14 protein-coding genes are annotated in these 19,459 nt (G+C 70.4%); 4 read left to right on the forward strand and 10 right to left on the reverse strand.

All coding sequences use genetic code 11. The features are described from left to right. Position 1 precedes the first annotated feature (1 nt). The 3 genes from ACI2K6_RS00135 to ACI2K6_RS00145 all read right to left on the reverse strand — a co-directional run bounded on the left by ACI2K6_RS00135 (position 2) and on the right by ACI2K6_RS00145 (position 3,941). Positions 2-1,153 carry a serine/threonine-protein kinase gene (locus ACI2K6_RS00135; RefSeq protein WP_323985831.1) on the reverse strand — a complete coding sequence of 384 codons (1,152 nt, stop codon included), beginning with the start codon at positions 1,151-1,153 and terminating at the stop codon, positions 2-4. 106 nt (positions 1,154-1,259) lie between these two features. Next, positions 1,260-2,312, reverse strand: coding sequence for an FHA domain-containing protein (locus tag ACI2K6_RS00140; RefSeq protein ID WP_323985829.1), 1,053 nt, complete (start codon positions 2,310-2,312; stop codon positions 1,260-1,262). 33 nt (positions 2,313-2,345) lie between these two features. Continuing rightward, a complete protein-coding gene (locus tag ACI2K6_RS00145; protein ID WP_323985827.1) occupies positions 2,346-3,941 on the reverse strand; it encodes a phospholipid carrier-dependent glycosyltransferase in 1,596 nt (531 codons plus the stop codon). Between the two features lie 22 nt (positions 3,942-3,963). On the opposite strand from ACI2K6_RS00145, the gene rsmI reads away from it, so the two are divergent. Further along, a complete protein-coding gene (gene rsmI, locus ACI2K6_RS00150; protein ID WP_323985826.1) occupies positions 3,964-4,788 on the forward strand; it encodes a 16S rRNA (cytidine(1402)-2'-O)-methyltransferase in 825 nt (274 codons plus the stop codon). An 87-nt stretch (positions 4,789-4,875) separates the two neighbouring features. Here rsmI and ACI2K6_RS00155 read toward each other — a convergent pair whose 3' ends face one another. The 5 genes from ACI2K6_RS00155 to ACI2K6_RS00175 all read right to left on the reverse strand — a co-directional run bounded on the left by ACI2K6_RS00155 (position 4,876) and on the right by ACI2K6_RS00175 (position 13,305). Next, positions 4,876-7,212: a glycosyl hydrolase 53 family protein gene (locus ACI2K6_RS00155; protein WP_404567690.1), complete on the reverse strand. Its 2,337-nt coding sequence runs from the start codon at positions 7,210-7,212 to the stop codon at positions 4,876-4,878. Between the two features lie 107 nt (positions 7,213-7,319). Beyond that, a complete protein-coding gene (locus ACI2K6_RS00160) occupies positions 7,320-8,213 on the reverse strand; it encodes a sugar ABC transporter permease (protein ID WP_269266054.1) in 894 nt (297 codons plus the stop codon). Continuing rightward, positions 8,213-9,841, reverse strand: a complete 1,629-nt coding sequence (locus ACI2K6_RS00165) for an ABC transporter permease subunit (RefSeq protein ID WP_114589280.1) — start codon at positions 9,839-9,841, stop codon at positions 8,213-8,215. Before ACI2K6_RS00165 ends, ACI2K6_RS00160 begins: the two co-directional genes overlap by 1 nt. Before the next feature lie 61 nt (positions 9,842-9,902). Next, on the reverse strand, positions 9,903-11,138 hold the full coding sequence (locus ACI2K6_RS00170) for an extracellular solute-binding protein (protein ID WP_112617969.1): 1,236 nt from the start codon (positions 11,136-11,138) through the stop codon (positions 9,903-9,905). Positions 11,139-11,283: 145 nt separating this feature from the next. Beyond that, positions 11,284-13,305 (reverse strand): beta-galactosidase, encoded by a 2,022-nt coding sequence (locus ACI2K6_RS00175; RefSeq protein ID WP_404567691.1) that lies wholly within the window; start codon positions 13,303-13,305, stop codon positions 11,284-11,286. Between the two features lie 198 nt (positions 13,306-13,503). Here ACI2K6_RS00175 and ACI2K6_RS00180 point away from each other — a divergent pair, with 198 nt between their 5' ends. Genes ACI2K6_RS00180 through ACI2K6_RS00190 form a run of 3 tightly spaced genes read left to right on the forward strand, consistent with a single transcriptional unit; the run spans position 13,504 to position 17,089 of the window. Further along, positions 13,504-14,520: a LacI family DNA-binding transcriptional regulator gene (locus ACI2K6_RS00180; RefSeq protein WP_274179549.1), complete on the forward strand. Its 1,017-nt coding sequence runs from the start codon at positions 13,504-13,506 to the stop codon at positions 14,518-14,520. Between the two features lie 59 nt (positions 14,521-14,579). After that, on the forward strand, positions 14,580-16,148 hold the full coding sequence (gene metG / locus ACI2K6_RS00185) for a methionine--tRNA ligase (RefSeq protein ID WP_404567693.1): 1,569 nt from the start codon (positions 14,580-14,582) through the stop codon (positions 16,146-16,148). 2 nt (positions 16,149-16,150) lie between these two features. After that, on the forward strand, positions 16,151-17,089 hold the full coding sequence (locus ACI2K6_RS00190) for a TatD family hydrolase (protein WP_274179547.1): 939 nt from the start codon (positions 16,151-16,153) through the stop codon (positions 17,087-17,089). A 4-nt stretch (positions 17,090-17,093) separates the two neighbouring features. Here the strand turns inward: ACI2K6_RS00190 and ACI2K6_RS00195 are convergent, their stop codons facing one another. Then, a complete protein-coding gene (locus ACI2K6_RS00195; protein WP_274179546.1) occupies positions 17,094-18,059 on the reverse strand; it encodes a LacI family DNA-binding transcriptional regulator in 966 nt (321 codons plus the stop codon). 8 nt (positions 18,060-18,067) lie between these two features. After that, complete coding sequence (locus ACI2K6_RS00200; RefSeq protein WP_269266062.1) at positions 18,068-19,384, reverse strand: glutamyl-tRNA reductase; 1,317 nt, start codon at positions 19,382-19,384, stop codon at positions 18,068-18,070. Positions 19,385-19,459 lie beyond the last annotated feature (75 nt).

The following is a 19,459-nucleotide window of genomic DNA, read 5'->3' on the forward strand; positions in this document are numbered from 1 at the left end:
CTCAGAACCCTCCGCCGACGATGAGGAGCGTCGTCGCCGCTCCGGCTCCGGCCACCAGCAGAGCGCCGCCGGCGATCAGCGCGACCCGCGCGGCGGTGCCGAGACGGCGGGTCGGCTCGGCCCCGGCGAGGATCGTCCCCTCATCGGGGCGACGGTCGACGGCCTTCGCTGCCCGCGCCGGGCGACGCGACTCGTATGCCACCGACGGACGGACGGGTCCGCGCGCACGGTCATCGGCGAAGTCGACGCTGGCGCCAGCCGCGGCCCACTCGTCGACGGCGACCTCCATCGGAGTGTGCGGGAGTCCGAGTTCGTGCTGGACGAGCTGCAGGTCGTGGGCGAGGTCGGCTGCCGTGGCGTGCCGCGCACCCGGATCGCGACTCATCGCGCGTGCGAGGACCTGTTCCAGGCGCTCGGGCACGTCGCCGCGGCCGATCGGTGTGTACGACGCTTTCCGGATGCGCGACTTCAGCTGCTCGCGGCTGTTCTGGCCGCTGCCGGCACGCTCGAACGGGCTGCGGCCGGCGAGGAGTGAGTACAGCGTCGCCCCGAGTCCCCAGACCTCGGCCGTCACCGAGCCCGAGATGCGCTCGTCGATGATCTCGGGAGCACTCCAGGGCACCGACATCGCGAACACCTCGTCGCCGTCGGAACGGCCCGAGATGGCGGCGGCGATGCCGAAATCCGACAGCACCGGAGTTCCGAAGGTCGTGATGAGGATGTTGGACGGCTTGATGTCGCGGTGGAGCAGTCCGGAACGGTGCGCGGTCTCGAGCGCCGAGCCGATCTTCACGCCGAGCTGCAGCACCTCCGCGACCGGGATCACCTCGCGGCGGTAGCGATTGGTGAGGGAGGTGGGGCAGTACTCCATCACGATGTAGGGCCGACCATCGGAGGAGATCGAGGCCTCGTAGATGGTCAGGATCGAGGGATGCGAGCTCAGACGCGCCATCACGTCGGCTTCGGCATTGAACATGCGGAGCAGGTTCTCGTCGACGATGTCCTCGAGGAGCACCTTCACGGCGACAGGACGGCGCGGGAGGTTCTGCTCGAAGAGGAAGACATCGGCGAACCCACCGGTTCCGAGGGGGCGGACGTAGGTGAATCCCGCAAGACCGGGCGGCGCGGAGGGCAGTCTCGACGCCACAGTCATGCACCCCCTGTCAACGGGGGCGCGATGTCATCGTCCCCCGGAATCCGAATCCGGTGAGATTTTTCTAACACACCGAGGTCGGGCCGGGAAATCGCTTGTCGTCGCCTCACGAGAGCGACTCGAAAGTCGCGCGGATCCCGTCGCCGAGATCGAGCACGGCCCCGGGGGAGACGCGCGAGGCAGCGCCGCTCCGCAGCAGGCCGGCTTCGCCCGAAGCGTCGCGCACGATGGTGCCGTTGGTCGAGCCGAGGTCGCGCACGACGAGCGCGCCATCGTCGAGCCGGACCTCCACGTGAGTTCCCGACACCTCCTTGCGGGGCGAGGGCACGGCAACGATCCGGGCGCCGGGATGCTGCGCCGCACGGGGCGCCCTCCCCAGCACAATGGGGCGGTCGAGCGGGTAGTCGCCGCCGGGCTCGAGACGCAGGACGTACCGGTGGGATGCGGGTGCGTCGGCTACGGGGGCGGGGGCGCGACGGGACCCGAGGACCGTGCTGTCGTCGACCTCCGCCTCCCGAGGCGATTCCGGTTCCGATACCAGTTCGGGTTCGGACTCGGGTTCGGGCTGCGGGCGCCGTCGCGGCCCGAAGGGCGGGGTCAGCGCGCGTCGGTCGACGGCGACGGTCTCGAGCGGGTCGGCGTCTTCGAGCGCGGCAACGGGGTCCGCGGAGGATGCGGCGGAAGCCGTCATCGCCGCGACGGCGGCGCGTGCGGTCGCGCCCCATTCGAGGGCGTCGGTGCGGACGACGCCCCGACCGATCGGGAGCAGTGAGCGACCGGGCTCGGTGCCGAGCCCGAGCGAGATGCCGGCCACGTGCTGAGCCGATCCCTCGACCCACGTCCCGACGCCGGTTCCGGCATAGCTGCTGCGCTGCGGACCGTGCAGGTCGATCGTGGCCGCGCCGCGGACGGCGACCGAGACCGCGCTCGATCCGGCGTCGACGACCTCGACGAGGGCGAAATCGGGCAGGGCTCCGATGCCGACGGCCGCGATCGCCGAGAGGACGTCCTCGAACGCGGCATCCCTTCCCGTCATCGCCTCCCACACCGCAGCGGCGAGCGCCTCGCCGGCACCCGGACCGAGCAGCAGGGCGAAGTGATCGGTGACCATCGCGAACCCCGCGCCGCGGGTGTCGTCGGGCGTCGGGTAGCGGAACACGCGCCTAGCCTACGGTGCCGCGCGCGGCGGGCGTCAGACCCAGCCGGGCAGCCAGTTGTGCAGCCGGTAGAACTCGTAGGGCACCGAGATCGCCGACCATAGCGGGAACCAGAATGCGGCGAGGACCAGGACGAGGCCGAGGAACACGATGACGACGCGTTCGACGCCGCGGGTGGTTCCTCGATCGCGACGCGCGGACCGGACCGCCGATCGGATGACGAACACCAGAGCGAGCAGGAGGAACGGCTGGATCAGGACCGTGTAGAACTGGAAGATCGTGCGCTCGGGGAAGAGCAGCCACGGCGAGTACGTCGCGACGACACCGGTCAGGACGATGCCGTACGCGCCGTCACGGGTGCGGAACAACAGGTAGACGAGGTACAGCACGCTCGCGACGCCCGCCCACCAGACGATGGGGTTCGGCATGCTGTACAGGATCTCCCAGCAGCCGTTGGGGTCGGTGCACGAACCGGTTCCGCCGGGCGTGCTGCCCGCGTACATCGAGGTCGGGCGCAGAAGGAGCGGCCATTGCGCCGCGGGGCTCGCGTAGGCGTGGGGAGTCGACATCCCGGCCGTCGACCCGTACATCGACTCGTGATATCGCCACAGGCTCTGCAGCGACAGGGGTACCCATGACCAGAATCCGGTCGCGGGGTTCGCGTCCGCAGCGTGCCGGTCGTACCCGCCGTCGGTCACGAACCAGCCGGTCCACGACGCGAGGTACACCACGAGCGCCACCGGCACGAGCAGCACGAACGACACCGCCCCTTGCCGGACCGTCGCGTCGGCGGGCCAGAACAGGATGCCGGCGCTGCGGCGGGCGAGGGCATCGCTGACGACGAGATAGATGCCGATCGCCGCCAGCACCCAGACGCCCGACCACTTCACCGCTGTCGCCGCGCCGGCCGCCGCACCCGCGGCGATCACCCACGGGCGGTTCCACAGCACCGGTCCCCAGGCGGGGGCGCCGACGTCGTCCCATCGCGCCGCGATGCGCTCGGCGAGAACGACCCGGCTGCGTTCGCGGTCCAGCACGACGAACCAGAACGCCAGCAGGGTGAACAACGTCAGGAAGATGTCGAGCAGCGCCACCCGGCTCATCACGATCCCGAGGCCGTCGATCGCGAGCAGGCCGGATGCCAGCGACGCGAAGACGATCGAACCGGTGAGGCTGCGTGCGAGGAGGTAGAGCACGAGCACGCACGCCGTGCCGGCGAGGGCCGTGCCCAGGCGCCAGGCGAAGGTCGAGTCGGCGCCGAACAGGGCCATCGGCAGCCCGATGAGGTACTTGCCGAGCGGCGGGTGCACGACGAAGCTGCCCGTCGTCGTGAAGATGTCGGTCTCGCCCGCGAGGAAGCGTTCGTCGGCGCCGTCCGGCCAGGTTGCGGCGTACCCGAGCACCCATTGGCTCCAGGCGTCCTTGACGTAATAGGTCTCGTCGAAGACCACGGCGTGGGGATGAGCCAGGTTCCACATCCGCAGGACGGCGGCGATCAGCGTGATCACCAGCGGTGCGATCCAGGCCATCCGCCGGGCGAAGGCCGGGTCGCCGCTGAAGCGGGCGTGCCACCGGGCGAGAAGGGTCGGCCGACGCCTCTCGGGGAGCAGCGGCTCAGCGGTCGTCGTCACGTCGCCAGCCTATGCTGGGGCGGTGATCATCCTCGCCGCGACGCCCATCGGCAACCTCGGCGACGCCACGACGCGGCTCGTGACCGCGCTCGAACAGGCGACGACCATCGCCGCCGAGGACACACGCACCACCCAGCGCCTGCTCCAGGCCCTCGGGGTGACCAACCGTCCCCGTCTGATCGCCCTTCACGACCACAACGAGAAGCAGCGAGCCGTCGAGCTTGTCGAGCGCGCCCGTACCGAAGACGTCCTCGTCCTCAGCGACGCCGGGATGCCCACGGTCAGCGACCCCGGGTTCGGGCTCGTCGCCGCTGCGGCGGCAGCAGGGGTCACCGTGACCGTCCTGCCCGGCCCGAGCGCCGTGCTCGCCGCGCTCGCCGTCTCCGGGCTTCCGACGGACCGGTTCGCCTTCGAGGGCTTCCCGCCCCGCAAGCCGGGGGACCGGCGCCGGCTCTTCGACCAGCTGGCCGGCGAGCAGCGCACGCTCGTCTTCTTCGAGGCGCCGTCGCGCATCGCCGAGGTGCTGCGGGCGATGGCCGAGGCGTTCGGAGGCGACCGCCGAGCGGCCGTCTGCCGCGAGCTGACGAAGCTGCACGAGGAGGTGGCGCGCGGCACGCTCGATGAGCTCGCCGAGTGGGCTGCCGACGGCGTCCGCGGCGAGATCGTCATCGTGGTGGAGGGCGCCGGGGCGCGCGAGATCGACCCCGCCGACGCGCTCGCGCAGGTGCAGCGGCTCGTCGCCGACGGCATCCGGCTCAAGGAGGCCGCCGCCGAGGTCGCGGCCGCGACCGGCCTGTCGTCCCGCGACCTGTATCAGGCCGCTCTCGCCGCCCGCGCTGGGTCCTGACGCGGGCCCGTTCGCGCGAGAACGCACCGACCCCGCGAGAACGCACCGTATCGGGCACGTTCTCGCGACGACGGTGCGTCTTCGGCGTCAGCTGCGCCGCATGCGGGCGCCCCGCCGGACGGCGAGGGGCAGACCGACGAACACGAGAAGCGCGGCGGCCGTGAGCGCGGCGAGGGGGAGTGCGCCGCCGGATGCTGCCAGGGCATCGGGTCCGGCGGTGAGCGCGGACGCCGTGCCGGGCAGCGCAGGTGCGGATGCCTCGGGGGCGGGCACCAGCCCGACGAGCGCATCGAGCGCAGCCCGGAGCGTCGTCGTCGAGGCGTCGACCTCCGCCTGCGGCGTCGCCGGGGCCGCCAGGACCGAGCGCGCAGACGCCAGTGCCGCGTCGACCGCGGCGAGGGATGCCGCGGTGTACATCGACCGGTCCAGCGAGGCGGCCTCGACCGTCGCCGCGGTCAGCGCCGCGAAGTCCGCCGCGGGTGCTGCGCGGACGAGCGCGACGTCGTCGATCGTCCCCCAGGCGCCGGCGGGCAGGTCGCCTGCGATCCGGACGGTGAGCGTATCGCCCGCTGACGCGAACACGGCGTCGGTGACCGGGGTCGACCACACGCGCCAGCCGTCGAGGGCGAAGCCGGTCTCCGCAGGCAGCGCGCGGGCAGCAGCCGCTTCGTTGGACAGGCTGAGCTGCAGGCGTCCGTCGGCCCCGGCGGCCCCACCCTGGGCGGCCGCGGAGGCGGTGTACCAGCCCGCCTCCGGCACGACGACCTCCTGCGCGAGGGAGAAGCCGTACGCGGCGTCGGCCCAGAAGTGCGCCGAGTACGTGCCGGTACGAGGATCGTCCTCCGCCCGCACGGTCAGGCCGCCTCCTTCCGAGCGCCACATCGAGACGTCCGCGTCTTCGAAGCCGCCGTTGCGGAGCAGGTTCCGCGCGATGACGGTGACCGTCGCCGACGTGGAATGGCCTGCCGAGGTGGTGCCCGAGAAGGTGTGCACGCCCACGCCGTCGACGGCATCCGGTCCCGGGGTCCAGTCGACGCTCTGCTCCTCGGTCGTCCCATCGGTGTACGACACGGTGACGGTGTCGGGCAGCGCGATCGGGTCGCCGTCCGTGACGGTGAGCGCGACACGCTCGACATCGCTGACGGTCCGCGGAGCGATCGCGCCGGTGCGCACGTACGAGAACACGTTCAGCGACGCGAGGGGGTAGCCGTCGTGGTCGAACAGGGCCTGGTTGTCCCACGCGGAACCGCCGAACCACTGTCCCGCGTCATGGGGCTCGTAGCCGCCGGCGTAGCTCGACGCCCAGCCGGATCCGTCGCGCTCCCAGAGCACGCGGTTGGACTCGAGCTGCTCGGGCGGACCGACCGGCAGCCACGCGGGCTCCCAGTAGAAGACGCCGAGCCCGGCCTCGCCCACGTTCGCCACGGCTTGCACGACGTCGCGTACGGCGGCGGCCTGGCCCTGCACGCTCACGGGGTAGCGCGTCGCGTCTTCCGGGGTCTTCACGACGTTCGGGTGTCCGTCGCCGTCGTCGAGCGTGTACGCCCACGACGTCTCGGCCACGAGCACCTTCTTGTCGTACGTCTCGGCGATCTGCGACAGCACCGCCGTGAGGTTCTCGGGCGTGCCGTGCCAGAACGGGTAGTACGACGACGCGAACACGTCGTAGTCGACATCCCGCGCCTTGAGCTCCCGGGCGACGCCCGCGTAGAACCCGGGGCGCTCGGGGTTGGTGAAGTGCAGCACGACGCGGGCGTCGGGCATGACGTCGCGGATCGCGGCCGACCCGGCGCTGAAGATCCGCGCCATGTCATCCCACCCGGTCACCCCGGCGATGCCGCCATTGGTCTCGTTTCCGACCTGCACCATTCGCACGTCGACCCCGGCGTCGCGGAATCGTATGAGCGCGTCGCGCGTGAACGCCCCGGTCGCCGCGACCTTCTCGTCGACGGTCATGCCCGCCCAGGCCTTCGGAGCCTGCTGCTTGGCGGGGTCTGCCCAGAAGTCCGAGTAATGGAAGTCGACCAGGACGCCCAGGCCCGCCGCCGTCGCGCGACGGCCGATCTCGATCGCCCGGGTGACGTCGACGTCGCCACCGCCGTACCCGTTGCCGTCGGCGTCGAAGGGGTCGTTCCAGACGCGGATCCGGATGTCGCTGACCCCAGCATCCCGAAGGATCCTGAACAGGTCGCCCGGGTTGCCGTCGGCGTCACGGAACACCACGTCCGACTCCTCGAGCGACAGCACCGACGACACGTCGACGCCGCCGATGAAGTCGGCCGGCAGGTTCTCGACCCGCGGCACGGTGATCGTGCTCGGGACTGGCGCCGGGTCGTCGGCTGCCGACGCCGGCAGCGCGAGCGCCCCCAGCGACAGGACCGCCGCAGTGACGGCCGCGGTCAGCCGCGGGATGATTCGTGGCATGTGCCTCTCCTTCGAGGTCGGCGCGCGCGGGCGCGCGAGAGCGTACGGTCCCGGCGAGTGCGTACCGGGGAGGGTGTTGTTTGGGCGAGAGGGTGCGTTCTCGGGCGTCAGCCCTTGACGGAGCCGGCGGTCAGCCCGCCGATGATGTAGCGCTGCAGGCCGAGGAACAGTGCGAGCACGGGGATCGCGGCGAGCACCGCGCCGGCCGCGAAGAGGCCCCAGTTGCTCGCGAGCTGGTTCGACACCCACTGGTACATGCCCACGGCGAGGGTCCAGTTGTCCTGCGACACCAGCACGATCTTCGAGATGATGTAGTCGCCGAACGATGCGATGAACGCCAGTAGGGCCACGACCGCGAGGATCGGGGTGACGAGCGGCATGATGATCCGCCAGAACACCTGGGCGTGCGTTGCGCCGTCGATCTTGGCCGACTCGTCCAGCTCCATCGGGATCGTGTTGAAGAACCCGTACATGAGGAAGGTGTTCACACCCAGGGCGCCGCCGAGGTAGACGCAGATGAGCGCGATCTTCGAGTTCAGGCCGAGGGCGGGGAACACCTCGCCGAGGGCGAGGAGCATCAGGAAGATCGCCACGAAGGCGAGCGCCTGCGGGAACATCTGGATGATGAGCAGGGCCGTGAGGCCCGGACGGCGACCGCGGAAGCGGAACCGGGAGAAGGCGTACGCTGCCGCGGCCCCCATCAGGACGGCGCCGACCGCCGACGCCCCGCTCACGATCAGCGTGTTGCCGTACCAGGTCCAGTACGACGTGCCGCTGAGGGAGGCGAAGTTCGCGAGGTCGAAGACGCCGAACAGCTGGTTGCTCGCGGCGAGGCTGCCGCGCGGGTTGAGCGCGGCCGAGATGACGTAGAGCAGCGGGAACATCGCGTAGAAGAGGATGACGAGCGCGACGAGGTACTTCCAGCCGACTTCGAGCAGCCACCGGCGGCGGCGAGCGCCGACGCGGCTGGGCGGGGTGGCGACGGTGGTGGTTGCGGACATCACTGGTACTCCTCCAGCTTGCGGGTCTGGCGGAACGCCAGGGCGGAGATCGCGCCGACCACGATGAACACGAGGATCGACAGGGCGCTGGCCAGGCCGTAGTCGGCAGCGCCGCCCGAGACTCCCGAGATGTCCCAGATCGCGGAGATCAGGATGTCGGTGGATCCGAGCGCATAGGGCGCGCCGGGGATCGCCGGCCCGCCGCTGTTGAACATGTAGATGACGGTGAAGTTGTTGAAGCTGAAGGCGAACGACGAGATCAGCAGCGGGGCGGTCGCGACGAGCACGAGGGGGAGGACGATCGCACGGAACTGCCGGAACCGGCCCGCGCCGTCGATCGACGCGGCCTCGAGCGTGTCGGACGGCAGTGCCTGCAGCGCGCCCGTGCACACGAGGAAGTAGTACGGATAGGTCAGCCACACGTTGACGAAGAGCACCGCGATGCGAGCCAGCCACGGGTCGCCGAGCCAGTCGATGTTCGCGCCGCCGAAGAAGAACTCATTGATGACACCGAACTCGGCGTTGAACATGCCGCGGAACAGCAGGGCCGACATGAACGCCGGGAAGGCGTACGGGAGGATGAACAGCGTCCGAAGGATCTTGCGGCCCTTCACCCGCGGGTCGTTGAAGATGAGCGCCACCACGAGCCCCATCGCGAACGGAATGAGCACCGACAGCGCCGCCCAGACGAACGTCCAGAGCGTGACGAGCGCGAGCGGCTCGAGCAGGCCCGGGTCTGTGACGAGGCGCAGGAAGTTGTCGAACCCGACGTTCACGACCCAGCCGGTGGGCAGGGCCGCTCCGTCCGCGGAGACGAATCGGCCGTCGTCTGTTGCCGTGTAGACGGCACCGGATGCCGTATCGGTGATGGTCTGCGCGTCGGCATCCCACGTCAGCGTCGAGAGGTACACGGCGCCGGTCGAGCCGTCGCGCGTGCGGATCGAGCCGTCGTTGGGGTCGTCCGAGACCGGTACGCGCAGCTCGACGATCTGCTCCTGCAGCGCGGGGTCGCCGAGGAAGGTGCCGCGGGGAACGACGTTCCAGCCGGGAACGTCGGTGGGGGCGCCCGAGCCCGACGCGTCACCGACGACCTCGAGCGGCCGGTCGGTGGCCCCGGCCTTGATCTCGCCGTCGTCGACGATCGCGAAGCCGTACTCGCCGCCCTGTTCGACGACCGAGAGCGGGTACGAGGGCGAGGTATCGATGCGTCGCTCGCCCTGGGCCAGGGCAGCGGCCACCGCCTGGTCCTGCGAACCGACGTGGCCGGCGCCGTAGTTCGTGAAGGCGATGTACGCCGTGTAGCCGAAGATGAAGACCTGGAACACCAGCAGGAAGGCGAGTCCCGGGAGCAGGTACTTCAGCGGCAGTGCGCGCTTGGTGAAGTACACGATGTCGGCGGCGACGAGCAGGACGGCCGCCGCGGTCGCGATGAGCCACGACTCGGCTTGGACGGCGGCGAACACCCCCATCAGGCCGAAGGCATTGACGATCGCCATCAGCACGAGCTTCACGACGAAGCCCCAGCCGATGCCCGACCAGCGTCGGCCATGCGGTTCTGACTGCTGCGAGCGGTCGGGGGAGCGAGGCGGCGGTGCGCTCTCGCTCACGGTTCCCTGGGGGACCGACATGTGCATCTCCTTCACGAGAGAGGTCCGGGGGCGGAGCGGTGTGCTCCGCCCCCGGAGGGGGTCAGCCGATCGCGGCCTGGACGTCGGTCACCATGGTGTTCCAGGTGCTGACGGGGTCGCCGCCCTTGATGATCTGCACCTGTGCGGCGTTCCACAGGTCCCAGACCGAACCCATCTCGGGGATCGAGGGCTGCGGCACGCCGTTCGCGGCGGAGGCGAGGAAGCCGGCGACGACGGGGTCGGACGAGACCTCGGCGGCGAGGGTCTTCCACGCGGGCAGGCGCGGGTCGGCCTCGTAGAGGGCGCGCTGCGCGTCATCCGTTGCGAGGTAGGTGGTCAGGAACTCCTGGGCCAGCAGCTTGTTCGCGCTCTCCGAGCTGATGTAGAAGCCCTGGACGCCCACGAACGGCGCGGCGGTCTCGCCGCCGGCCGACGGGATCGGGTTGACCTTGACGTTCACACCGTTGGCGGTGAGGGCCTCGATCGCCCACGGGCCCTGAACCGTGTACGCGGCGGTACCGGCGGCGAAGAGCTCGTTGTTGGTGTCGTAGTCGATCGTGGTCGAGATCTCGCCGGAGCCGGCCTCGCCGTGCGCGCCGAGCCAGGTGGCGAAAGCCTCGCCGCCCGCGCCGCCCATGCCGACCTCGGTCGTGTAGGAGCCGGTGGCGTCCTGCACGAACACCGGGGCGCCGAACGACGTCTGGAACCCGTACATCGTGTACGCGTCGCCCTTCTGACCCGCCGTGTTGATGACGAACGGACGCTCGGCGCCCGCGGTCTGGGCGCGGGCGATCATGTCGTCGAACGACGACGGCGCCTCTTCGCCGACGAGGTCGGTGTTCTGCACGAGCGCGATCGTCTCGAGCGCGTAGGGGAAGCCGTAGAGCTGCCCGTCGTAGGTGAAAGCGTCGACGGCGACCTTCTCGATCTGGTCGGCCTTGTCGCCGAGGTCGATCGTGTCGACGACGCCGGCCGAGACGAAGGAGCCGAGGAAATCGTGGGCGCCCACCGTGATGTCCGGACCCTCGCCGGTCGGCACCTGGTTGATGAAGTCGTTGCGGATGTCCTCGAAGTTCTTCTGGACCAGCTCGATCTTGGTGCCGGTCTCGTCTTCGAAGGCCTTCGCCGCCGCCTCGATGGCCGGCGCGCGGTTGGCGTCGGTCCAGACGACGAGCGAGCCGCCGCCCGAGCCGCCTTCGGCGTTGCCGCTGTCGCTGGGGGTGCTGCCGCCGGAGCAACCGGCGAGCAGGACGGTGGTCGCCGCGATGGCGACGATTCCGGTCCCGATCTTGCGCATGGATCTTCCTTCCGAAGTGGTCGATCGGAAGGGCCTCGTGCGAGGTCGCTCCGTCACGACCGATGTGGATGCCGCTGCCGGGTGGCGGCGGCGCTTTCTCAGTGCATGCCGTGAGACGTCGGCTGTCTCCCGGCGTCGGGGTGGGTCAGTGACCACCCCCGGGTGCTGTGCGCGGTGCGCGGATGACGGCGACGTCGCCCGCACTCACCTCCAGCGTGCCCCGGACGGCGCGCCCTGAGAACAGGTCGACACCTTCCAGGGCGAGCTCAGCGTCCGTCGCCGCATGGTTGATCGCGATGACGTAGTCATCGGCGTCGCCCGCGCGGCGGACGATCTCGAGGCCGGCCGGCGCGTCGACCGGGGCGATGCCCGCGTCGGCGTAGACCTCCGCCATGATGGCGGCGAGGCCGGCGGCATCCGGTCGAGTACTGACGTACCAGCCGGTGCCCGCTCCGTGCCGCTTGCGCGTCACCGCGGGCATCCCGGCGCCCGGTCCGTCGACGTAGGTCGCGCGGGTCTCCGCGTCCGACACCACCAGGTGCTCGTGCCAGACATCGGCGGTATGGGACGCGCCGCCGAACTCGATCGTCGTGGTCGCGCCCGCGCGCAGCGGCAGGTGCTCCTCGACGCGGATTCCGAGGGACGGCTCGAGGGGAGCGGCGAAGCCGCCCGGGTGCACGGCGTCGTTCTCGTCGACGACGGCCGAGAAGAACGAGACGACCAGCGTGCCGCCGGCTTCGACGTACCGGTTGAGGTTGTCGGCATCAGCCTGACGCAGGAGGTACTGCGCGGGGGCGATGACGAGCTTGTAGCCGGAGAGATCGTGGCCCGGCAGGGCGAAGTCGACCGTGATGTTGTCGCGCCACAGGCGCTCGTAGAACGCCCGGATCCGCTCGTCGTGCGAGACGTCCTCCGAGGGACGCCACTCGAGGTCCTGCGCCCAGAACGACTCGAAGTCCCACAGGATCGCGACGTCGGCGTGGACGCGCGAGCCGCGCACCTCGGTGAGGCGATTCAGCTTCGCGCCGAGATCGACGACCTCGCGGAAGACGCGTGACTCGGTGCCGGCGTGCGGCAGCATCGCCGAGTGGAATTTCTCGGCGCCCGAGCGCCCGGCGCGCCACTGGAAGAAGAGGATGCCGTCGGCCCCGCGGCCCAGGTGCGACAGCGAGTTGCGCGCCATCTCGCCCGGTCGCTTGGCGACGTTGCGCGGCTGCCAGTTGACCGCCGAGGTCGAGTGCTCCATCAGGATCCAGGGCTTGCCGCCCCCGACCGAGCGTGAGAGGTCGGCGGCGATGGCCAGGCCGATCTCGCCCTCGACGTCTGCAGCCCACAGGTAGTGGTCGTCCGAGACGATGTCGACCTCACGCGCCCAGGCCCACAGATCGCAGCCGTGGTGCTGATTCGCCATGAAGTTCGTCGTCACCGGAAGGGACGAGAACCGCCGGATGGCGTCGCGCTCCGCGATGAAGCACGCGCGCAGCTGGGCGTCGGTGAACCGCGCGAAGTCGAGCCGCTGCGCGGGGTTGACGACCGAGGGAGCGGCAGCGGGGACGCCGACGTGCTCCCAGACGCCGTAATGCTGCCCCCAGAAGGCGGTGCCCCACGCCGCGTTGAGGGCGTCGAGCGAGCCGTACTTCTCCTGCAGCCAGCCGCGCCAGGAGCGCTGGGCGTGCTCGGAGTAGTCCTCACCGACGGGGACGCCGTACTCATTGTGGACGTGCCACATGACGACGGCCGGGTGGTCGGCGTAGCGCTCGGCCAGCGTCGAGGCGATGCGCACGGCCGCCTCGCGGTAGGCGGGGGCCGAGTGCGACGCCATGCCGCGCGACCCGAAGCCCATCACCACGCCGTCGCGGTTGACGGCGCGGGCATCGGGGTGCTCGGCGAAGAACCAGGCCGGCGGGGATGCCGTCGGGGTGCCGAGGTCGACGGCGATGCCGTTCTCGTGGAGAAGGCCGATGATCTCGTCGAGCCAGTCGAAGTCGAAGACGCCCTCGCTGGTCTCGATGAGCGCCCACGAGAAGATGCCGACGCTGACGAGGTTCACTCCGGCTTCGCGCATGAGGCGGACGTCCTCGCGCCAGACCTCGCGGGGCCACTGCTCCGGGTTGTAGTCGCCGCCGTAGGCGATCCCGTCGATGGCCGGCCAAACGCTCGCAGGCATGAAACGCGTCCTCGTGTCTCTCAGATGCGCCGGTCGTACTGTGACCGGTCACAGGGGTGTGTGACCACTGTAAGCGCGCGACCGATCCGCGACCCGCCCCGTTATCGAACTGTGACCGGTCCCAGAAGGATTGCCAGCCTCGGCGCGTCCTCCAGGGCGCGAGACGGGTGAACGTCCCGTCCGGAGTAGGCTCGCGACGTGAACGGCTCCACCGGCGCGTCGCGCAAACCGACCATCCGCGACGTCGCGGCAGCGGCCGGCGTCTCGCACGGCACCGTGTCGCGGGTCATCAACGGCGGGCACTGGGTGTCGCCCGAGGCGCGGGACGCCGTCGACCGCGCGATCCGCGAGACCGGCTACACCGCGAACCACGCGGCCCGGAGTCTCGCGACGGGGCGGTCGAACTCGCTGGCCTTCCTGCTGACCGAGCCCCAGCACCTGCTCTTCGCCGACCCGACCTTCGCCCTGCTGCTGCGCGGAGCGACCGAGGCACTGGCCCAGCGTTCGATGACCCTCGTGCTGATGATCGCCGACACCGCGGCCGAGCGGGCGAACGTCGAGCGGTACGTGCGCGCGGGGCACGTCGACGGCGTGCTGCTCATCTCGTCGCACGAGTCGAACCCGCTGCTCGCCTCGCTGATCTCAGCGGGCGTGCCCACCGTGTGCACCGGTGTCCCGCTCGGCGATCGCGCGCACGTGCCCACTGTCTCGGTCGACGAGCAGGAGTCGGCACGCATCATGACGCGTCACCTCCTCTCGCGTGGTCACCGCCGCATCGCTGTGATCACCGGGCCCGACGACACCCCGGGCGGTCGGTACCGCCTGCAGGGGTTCCGTGAGGAGATGGGCGATCTGTTCGATCCCGAGCTCGTCGAGCAGGACGTCTATTCGAGCGACGCCGGCGCGGCGGCCATGACCCGTCTGCTGGAGCGCGCCCCCGACATCGACGCCGTCTTCGCGGCATCCGATGTCATGGCGGTGGGCGCGATCGCCGCCATCCGCCGCAGCGGACGGCGCGTTCCGGACGACATCGCCGTCGCCGGCTTCGATGATTCGGGCCTCGCGGCGACGCACGATCCGCCCCTGACGACGATGCGTCAGCCGTGGAACGAGATCAGCTCGGCGATGGTCGACATGGTGCTGCAGGTGATCGCGGGGGGTGACCCGGAGCCGCTCGTGCTGCCGACATCCCTCATCGTGCGCGAGACCGCGTGACGCGTCGCTGTGTCGACACACGGCCGCGGCGGTCCGCGCACTCGAACTAGAATCTCGGGGTGAGCAACGGCCGCAGCTTCTACATCACCACACCGATCTACTACCCGAGCGACCTGCCCCACATCGGGCACGGCTACACGACGGTGGCGGTGGATGCGCTCGCGCGCTGGCACCGCCAGGCGGGCGACGACACGTGGATGCTGACGGGCACCGACGAGCACGGTCAGAAGATGCTCCGCGCCGCGGCGGCGAACAACGTCACCGCTCAGGAGTGGGTCGACAAGCTCGTCGAGGAGTCCTGGTTCCCGCTGCTGCGCACCCTCGACGTCGCGAACGACGACTTCATCCGCACGACGCAGGAGCGTCACGAGGAGCGCGTGAAGGTATTCGTGCAAACGCTGTTCGACCGCGGATACATCTACGCGGGCGAGTACGCGGCGCTGTACTGCGTCGGCTGCGAGGAGTTCAAGCCCGAGGCCGAGATCGTCAACGGCACCGGTGCCTTCGAAGGCCTCAAGGTCTGCGCCATCCACTCCAAGCCCCTCGAGCTGCTGCAGGAGAAGAACTACTTCTTCAAGCTCAGCGAGTTCCAGGACCGCCTGCTCGAGCTGTACAAGACCGTCCCCGATTTCGTCCGCCCCGAATCGGCGCGCAACGAGGTCGTGTCGTTCGTGAAGTCGGGCCTCAAGGACCTGTCGATCTCGCGGTCTGCGTTCGACTGGGGCATCACGGTGCCCTGGGACCCCTCGCACGTCATCTACGTGTGGGTCGACGCTCTGCTGAACTACGCCACTGCGATCGGCTACGGCACCGACCCCGACGAGTTCGCGCGGCGCTGGCCCGCGTATCACGTCGTGGGCAAGGACATCCTGCGGTTCCACGCCGTGATCTGGCCCGCGATGCTGATGGCCGCCGGGCTCGACGTGCCGCGCGGCGTCTTCGCGCACGGCTGGCTGCTCGTCGGCGGCGAAAAGATGTCGAAGTCCAAGCTCACCGGCATCGCGCCGACCGAGATCACCGACGTGTTCGGCTCGGACGCCTACCGGTTCTACTTCCTCTCGGCCATCGCGTTCGGCCAGGACGGCTCGTTCTCATGGGAAGACCTGTCGGCCCGGTACCAGGCCGAGCTCGCCAACGGGTTCGGCAACCTCGCGTCGCGGACGATCGCGATGATCGAGCGCTATTTCGAGGCGATCGTGCCGGCGCCCGCCGAGTACACCGAGAGCGATCTCGCGATCCAGCGCATCGTCGCCGACGCCGCCGTCGCCGCGGACACTGCGATGGAACGGTTCCGGCCCGACGAGGCGATCGCTGCGATCTGGACGATCGTCGACGCGCTCAACGGCTACATCACCGAGAACGAGCCGTGGGCTCTCGCGAAGGACGACGCCCAGCGGGCGCGTCTGGGCACCGTCCTGTACACCGCCGCCGAGGGGCTGCGCGCCCTCGCGGTGCTCCTGTCTCCGGTGATGCCCGAGTCGACGCGCAAGCTGTGGGTGGCGCTCGGCATCGACGCCCGGCTCGAGGACCAGCCGCTGCGCGACGCCGGCACCTGGGGTGTGCTCCCCGCCGGTACGACGGTCAACGGCCTCGCGCCGCTGTTCCCCCGGGTCGAGCAGCCCGCCTGAGCATGGCCGACTCGCCAGAGAACACCGATCCAGCCGGCCCGGCATCGTCACTTCGTGGCGAGTCGACGGATGACGTGTCGCAGTACGTGCGCCAGCGCTCCCAGGCGGCGCGGGATGTGCGCTGGCCGGAGGCGCCGGAACCGCTTGCGGTGCCGGTCTACGACAACCACACCCACCTCGAGATCGAGGACGGTGACGAGCCGCGCACCCTGGAGGAGCAGCTCGAGCTCGCGGCATCCGTCGGTGTGATCGGCGTCGTCCAGGCCGGCGGCGATATCGACTCGTCGCGCTGGTCGGCGTGGGCGGCGGCATCGCATCCGCGCGTCCTCGCCGCCGTCGCCATCCACCCGAATGAGGCGCCGCTTTACGCTGCGGCGGGCCGGCTCGGCGAGGCCATCGCCGTCATCGACGAGCTGGCCGCGCAGCCGCGCGTGCGGGCGATCGGCGAGACGGGGCTCGACTTCTTCCGCACCGATGAGGACGGGCTGCCCGCCCAGTTCGAGAGCTTCGAGGCGCACATCGAGCTCGCGAAGAAGCACGGCGTCGCGATGCAGATCCACGACCGCGACGCGCATGACGCGGTCCTCCAGACGCTCGAGCGGGTCGGTGCGCCCGAGCGCACGGTCTTCCACTGCTTCTCGGGCGACGCCGACATGGCGCGGATCGCCGCCGACCGCGGTTACTGGCTGAGCTTCGCCGGCAACGTGACCTTCAAGAACGCGCAGAACCTGCGCGACGCCCTCGCGGTCACGCCCCGCGAGCGCATTCTCGTCGAGACCGACGCCCCGTTCCTCACGCCGGCTCCGCACCGGGGGCGGCCCAACGCGCCGTACCTGATCCCGGTGACGCTGCGCTTCATGGCCGCCGAGCTCGGGGTCGACGTCGAGGAGCTGTCCGCTCAGGTCGCCGCGAACACGCTCGAGGTCTACGGCGAGTTCTGACGCGTCAGCGCGTCGACGAGCCGCGGACGATCTCCCACGGAAGGTCGACGACGTCGGGCGACGCGGCATCGCGGATGCTGCTGAGCGCCTGGAACATCGCGGCGGGGGCGAGCTCCGGGTGCACGCAGACGTGCGTGACGCCCAGGCGGGTGTTCACGGCGCAGTCACTGGTGCACAGCGCGACGAACTGCATGTCGCGTGGGATGACGAAGTCCATCTCTTCGAGCTGCAGGTAGATGGCCGGCCCCTCTTCGGCGAAGGAGAAGATCGCATCCGCGCCGGCATCGCGGAGCTCGCCGACCCGGCGGGGGAGGGTGCCGTGCTCCGCGTCGAGGTACGCGACGAGGGGTTCACGGCCGCGCACGGTGCTCCACGCGTGGTACGCGGTCTCGCCGATTTCGTCGCGGGGCGAGCCCGCATCGTCGACGAGGAACCCGATTCGCCGGGCCCCACCGGCTTCGAGCAGGGCGAGCGCCGCGCGCACCGCCTCGTCGTAGCCGGTGCGGACGGTGATGGACAGCTCGGTGTCGACGTAGAGGTCATTGGTCGCGACGGGGATGCCGCGGGCGATGGCCTCGCGCAGCAGCAGGTCGTCGGCGGCCACCTCGGCGAAGTAGACGACGTCGATCTGCGCACCACGGAGCAGATCGGGTCGTGCCGCGGGCAGCATCGTGACCGTGAAGCCCTGATCGGCGGCAGCGCTGACGAGCGCGCCGATGTGCCGGCTGCGGTGGAGGGCGCCGCGCTTGGACAGGTCCAGCTCGGCATCCTGGGGAACGACGAAGCCGACCGACATCGTGCGGCCGCTCCGCAGCGCCGCGGCGTACTTGTTCGGCTGATAGCCGAGCTCGGCGGCGATCGCCTTGATGCGCTCCCGGGTCTCGGGGCGCAGGCTTCCGCGATCGTTAAGCGCCTGACTGATGGCGGCCGTCGAGACACCCGCGCGCAGCGCGATGTCTTTCAGGGTCACCGGCCGGCTCATGACCGACCGGCTCCCGCTTCGGCGTCGCCCGGGGCGCGCTCGGTCGGGACGGTGCCGCCCGGCGAGGTCGCTCCGGTCGCGGCGGGGAAGACGGTGGCCACCGCATCGGCCCAGGCTGCACCCGAACCGGAGGAGGCGAGCGTGTGCCCCTGCGCGATCAGGCGATGCAGCAGGACGCCGGAGAAGTGGCGCAGCGCAGCCTCGACCTGAGGCGACTCGCCCCGCAGGTGAGCCCGCTCGAGCTCGTCGTCGAGGATGCCGGTGATGTAGCCGCGCATCGCCACGACCGACGGGGCGACCTCGTGCACGCGACGCGCGGCGGCGTGCCGTGCTGCGGCTCCCGCGACGATCTCGCGCGCCTCGTCGAGCGTCGCGAATTCGTCGATCGGCGCGTGGATGCGGATCGTCTCGAGGTCGAGCAGCTCGATGTCGGGAACATCGCGCAGCGCCGGGTCGACGTTGCGGGGCAGACCGAGGTCGATGATCAGCTGCGTGCGGTCGGCGCCGCTGCGCCGTGCCGCGTGCTCGGCAGCGGTCAGAGCGTAGGTGTCGGTCGTGGTCGTGCAGGTGATGATGACATCGGCGGCTGCCGCCTCTTCGGCGTAGTGCTCGGCGTCGACGGCGACGAGGTGCTCGCGCTGGGCGAAGCGGCTGCGGCCCGAGCGCGAGTGCACGCGGACGTCGACGGCACCCTTGTCGCGCAGAGCGGCGAGGGATGCCGCGGCGTAGCGGCCGGTGCCCACGAGCAGAACCCGTGCAGTGGACCAGTCCGCCACCCGCGAGGATGCGAGCTCGAGGGCGAGTCGCACGAGCGAGCGGCCCGACTCGCCGATGCGTGTGCTGTTCTTCACGGCGCGCGAGGTCTCGGTGGCCCGCTGGAAGAGGTGCTCGAGGGGCGCCGTGGTCAGTCCGCCGCGCCGCGCGTCGTCGAGGGCGCGGCGCACCTGGCCGGCGATCTCGTCCTCGCCGACGGCGACGGAGTCGAGTCCGGATGCGACGGAGAAGAGGTGGTGGGCGACCTTGTTGCCGTGAGCGAAGTCGACGGTCTCGCGAACGGTCCGGTACGGAAGATCGCTCAGCTTCGCGATCTCTTCCATCGCGGCATCCATCGCCGGGATCGTCGAGGGGAAGTCGGCGTCGTCGCGCAGGTCGAAGTACGCCTCGAAGCGGTTGCAGGTCGCGAGCACGACGGCACCCTGGATGGCGTCATGGGCCTCTGTCAACCGGGTGCCGACTTCGTCTCCGATGACGGAGAGTCGCTCGAGTGAAGCGAGCGGCGTGGAGCGCTGATGCGCGGTGAGAGCGACGAGCACGTGCGGAAGAACCCCCTGGAATCGTGACTAGTATATCGATTAACTCATTCGAGGAGATCATCATTCCGGCATCCG

The sequence above is a fragment of the Microbacterium sp. NPDC006705 genome, from assembly GCF_044903545.1.
GTDB lineage: Bacteria > Actinomycetota > Actinomycetes > Actinomycetales > Microbacteriaceae > Microbacterium > Microbacterium plantarum.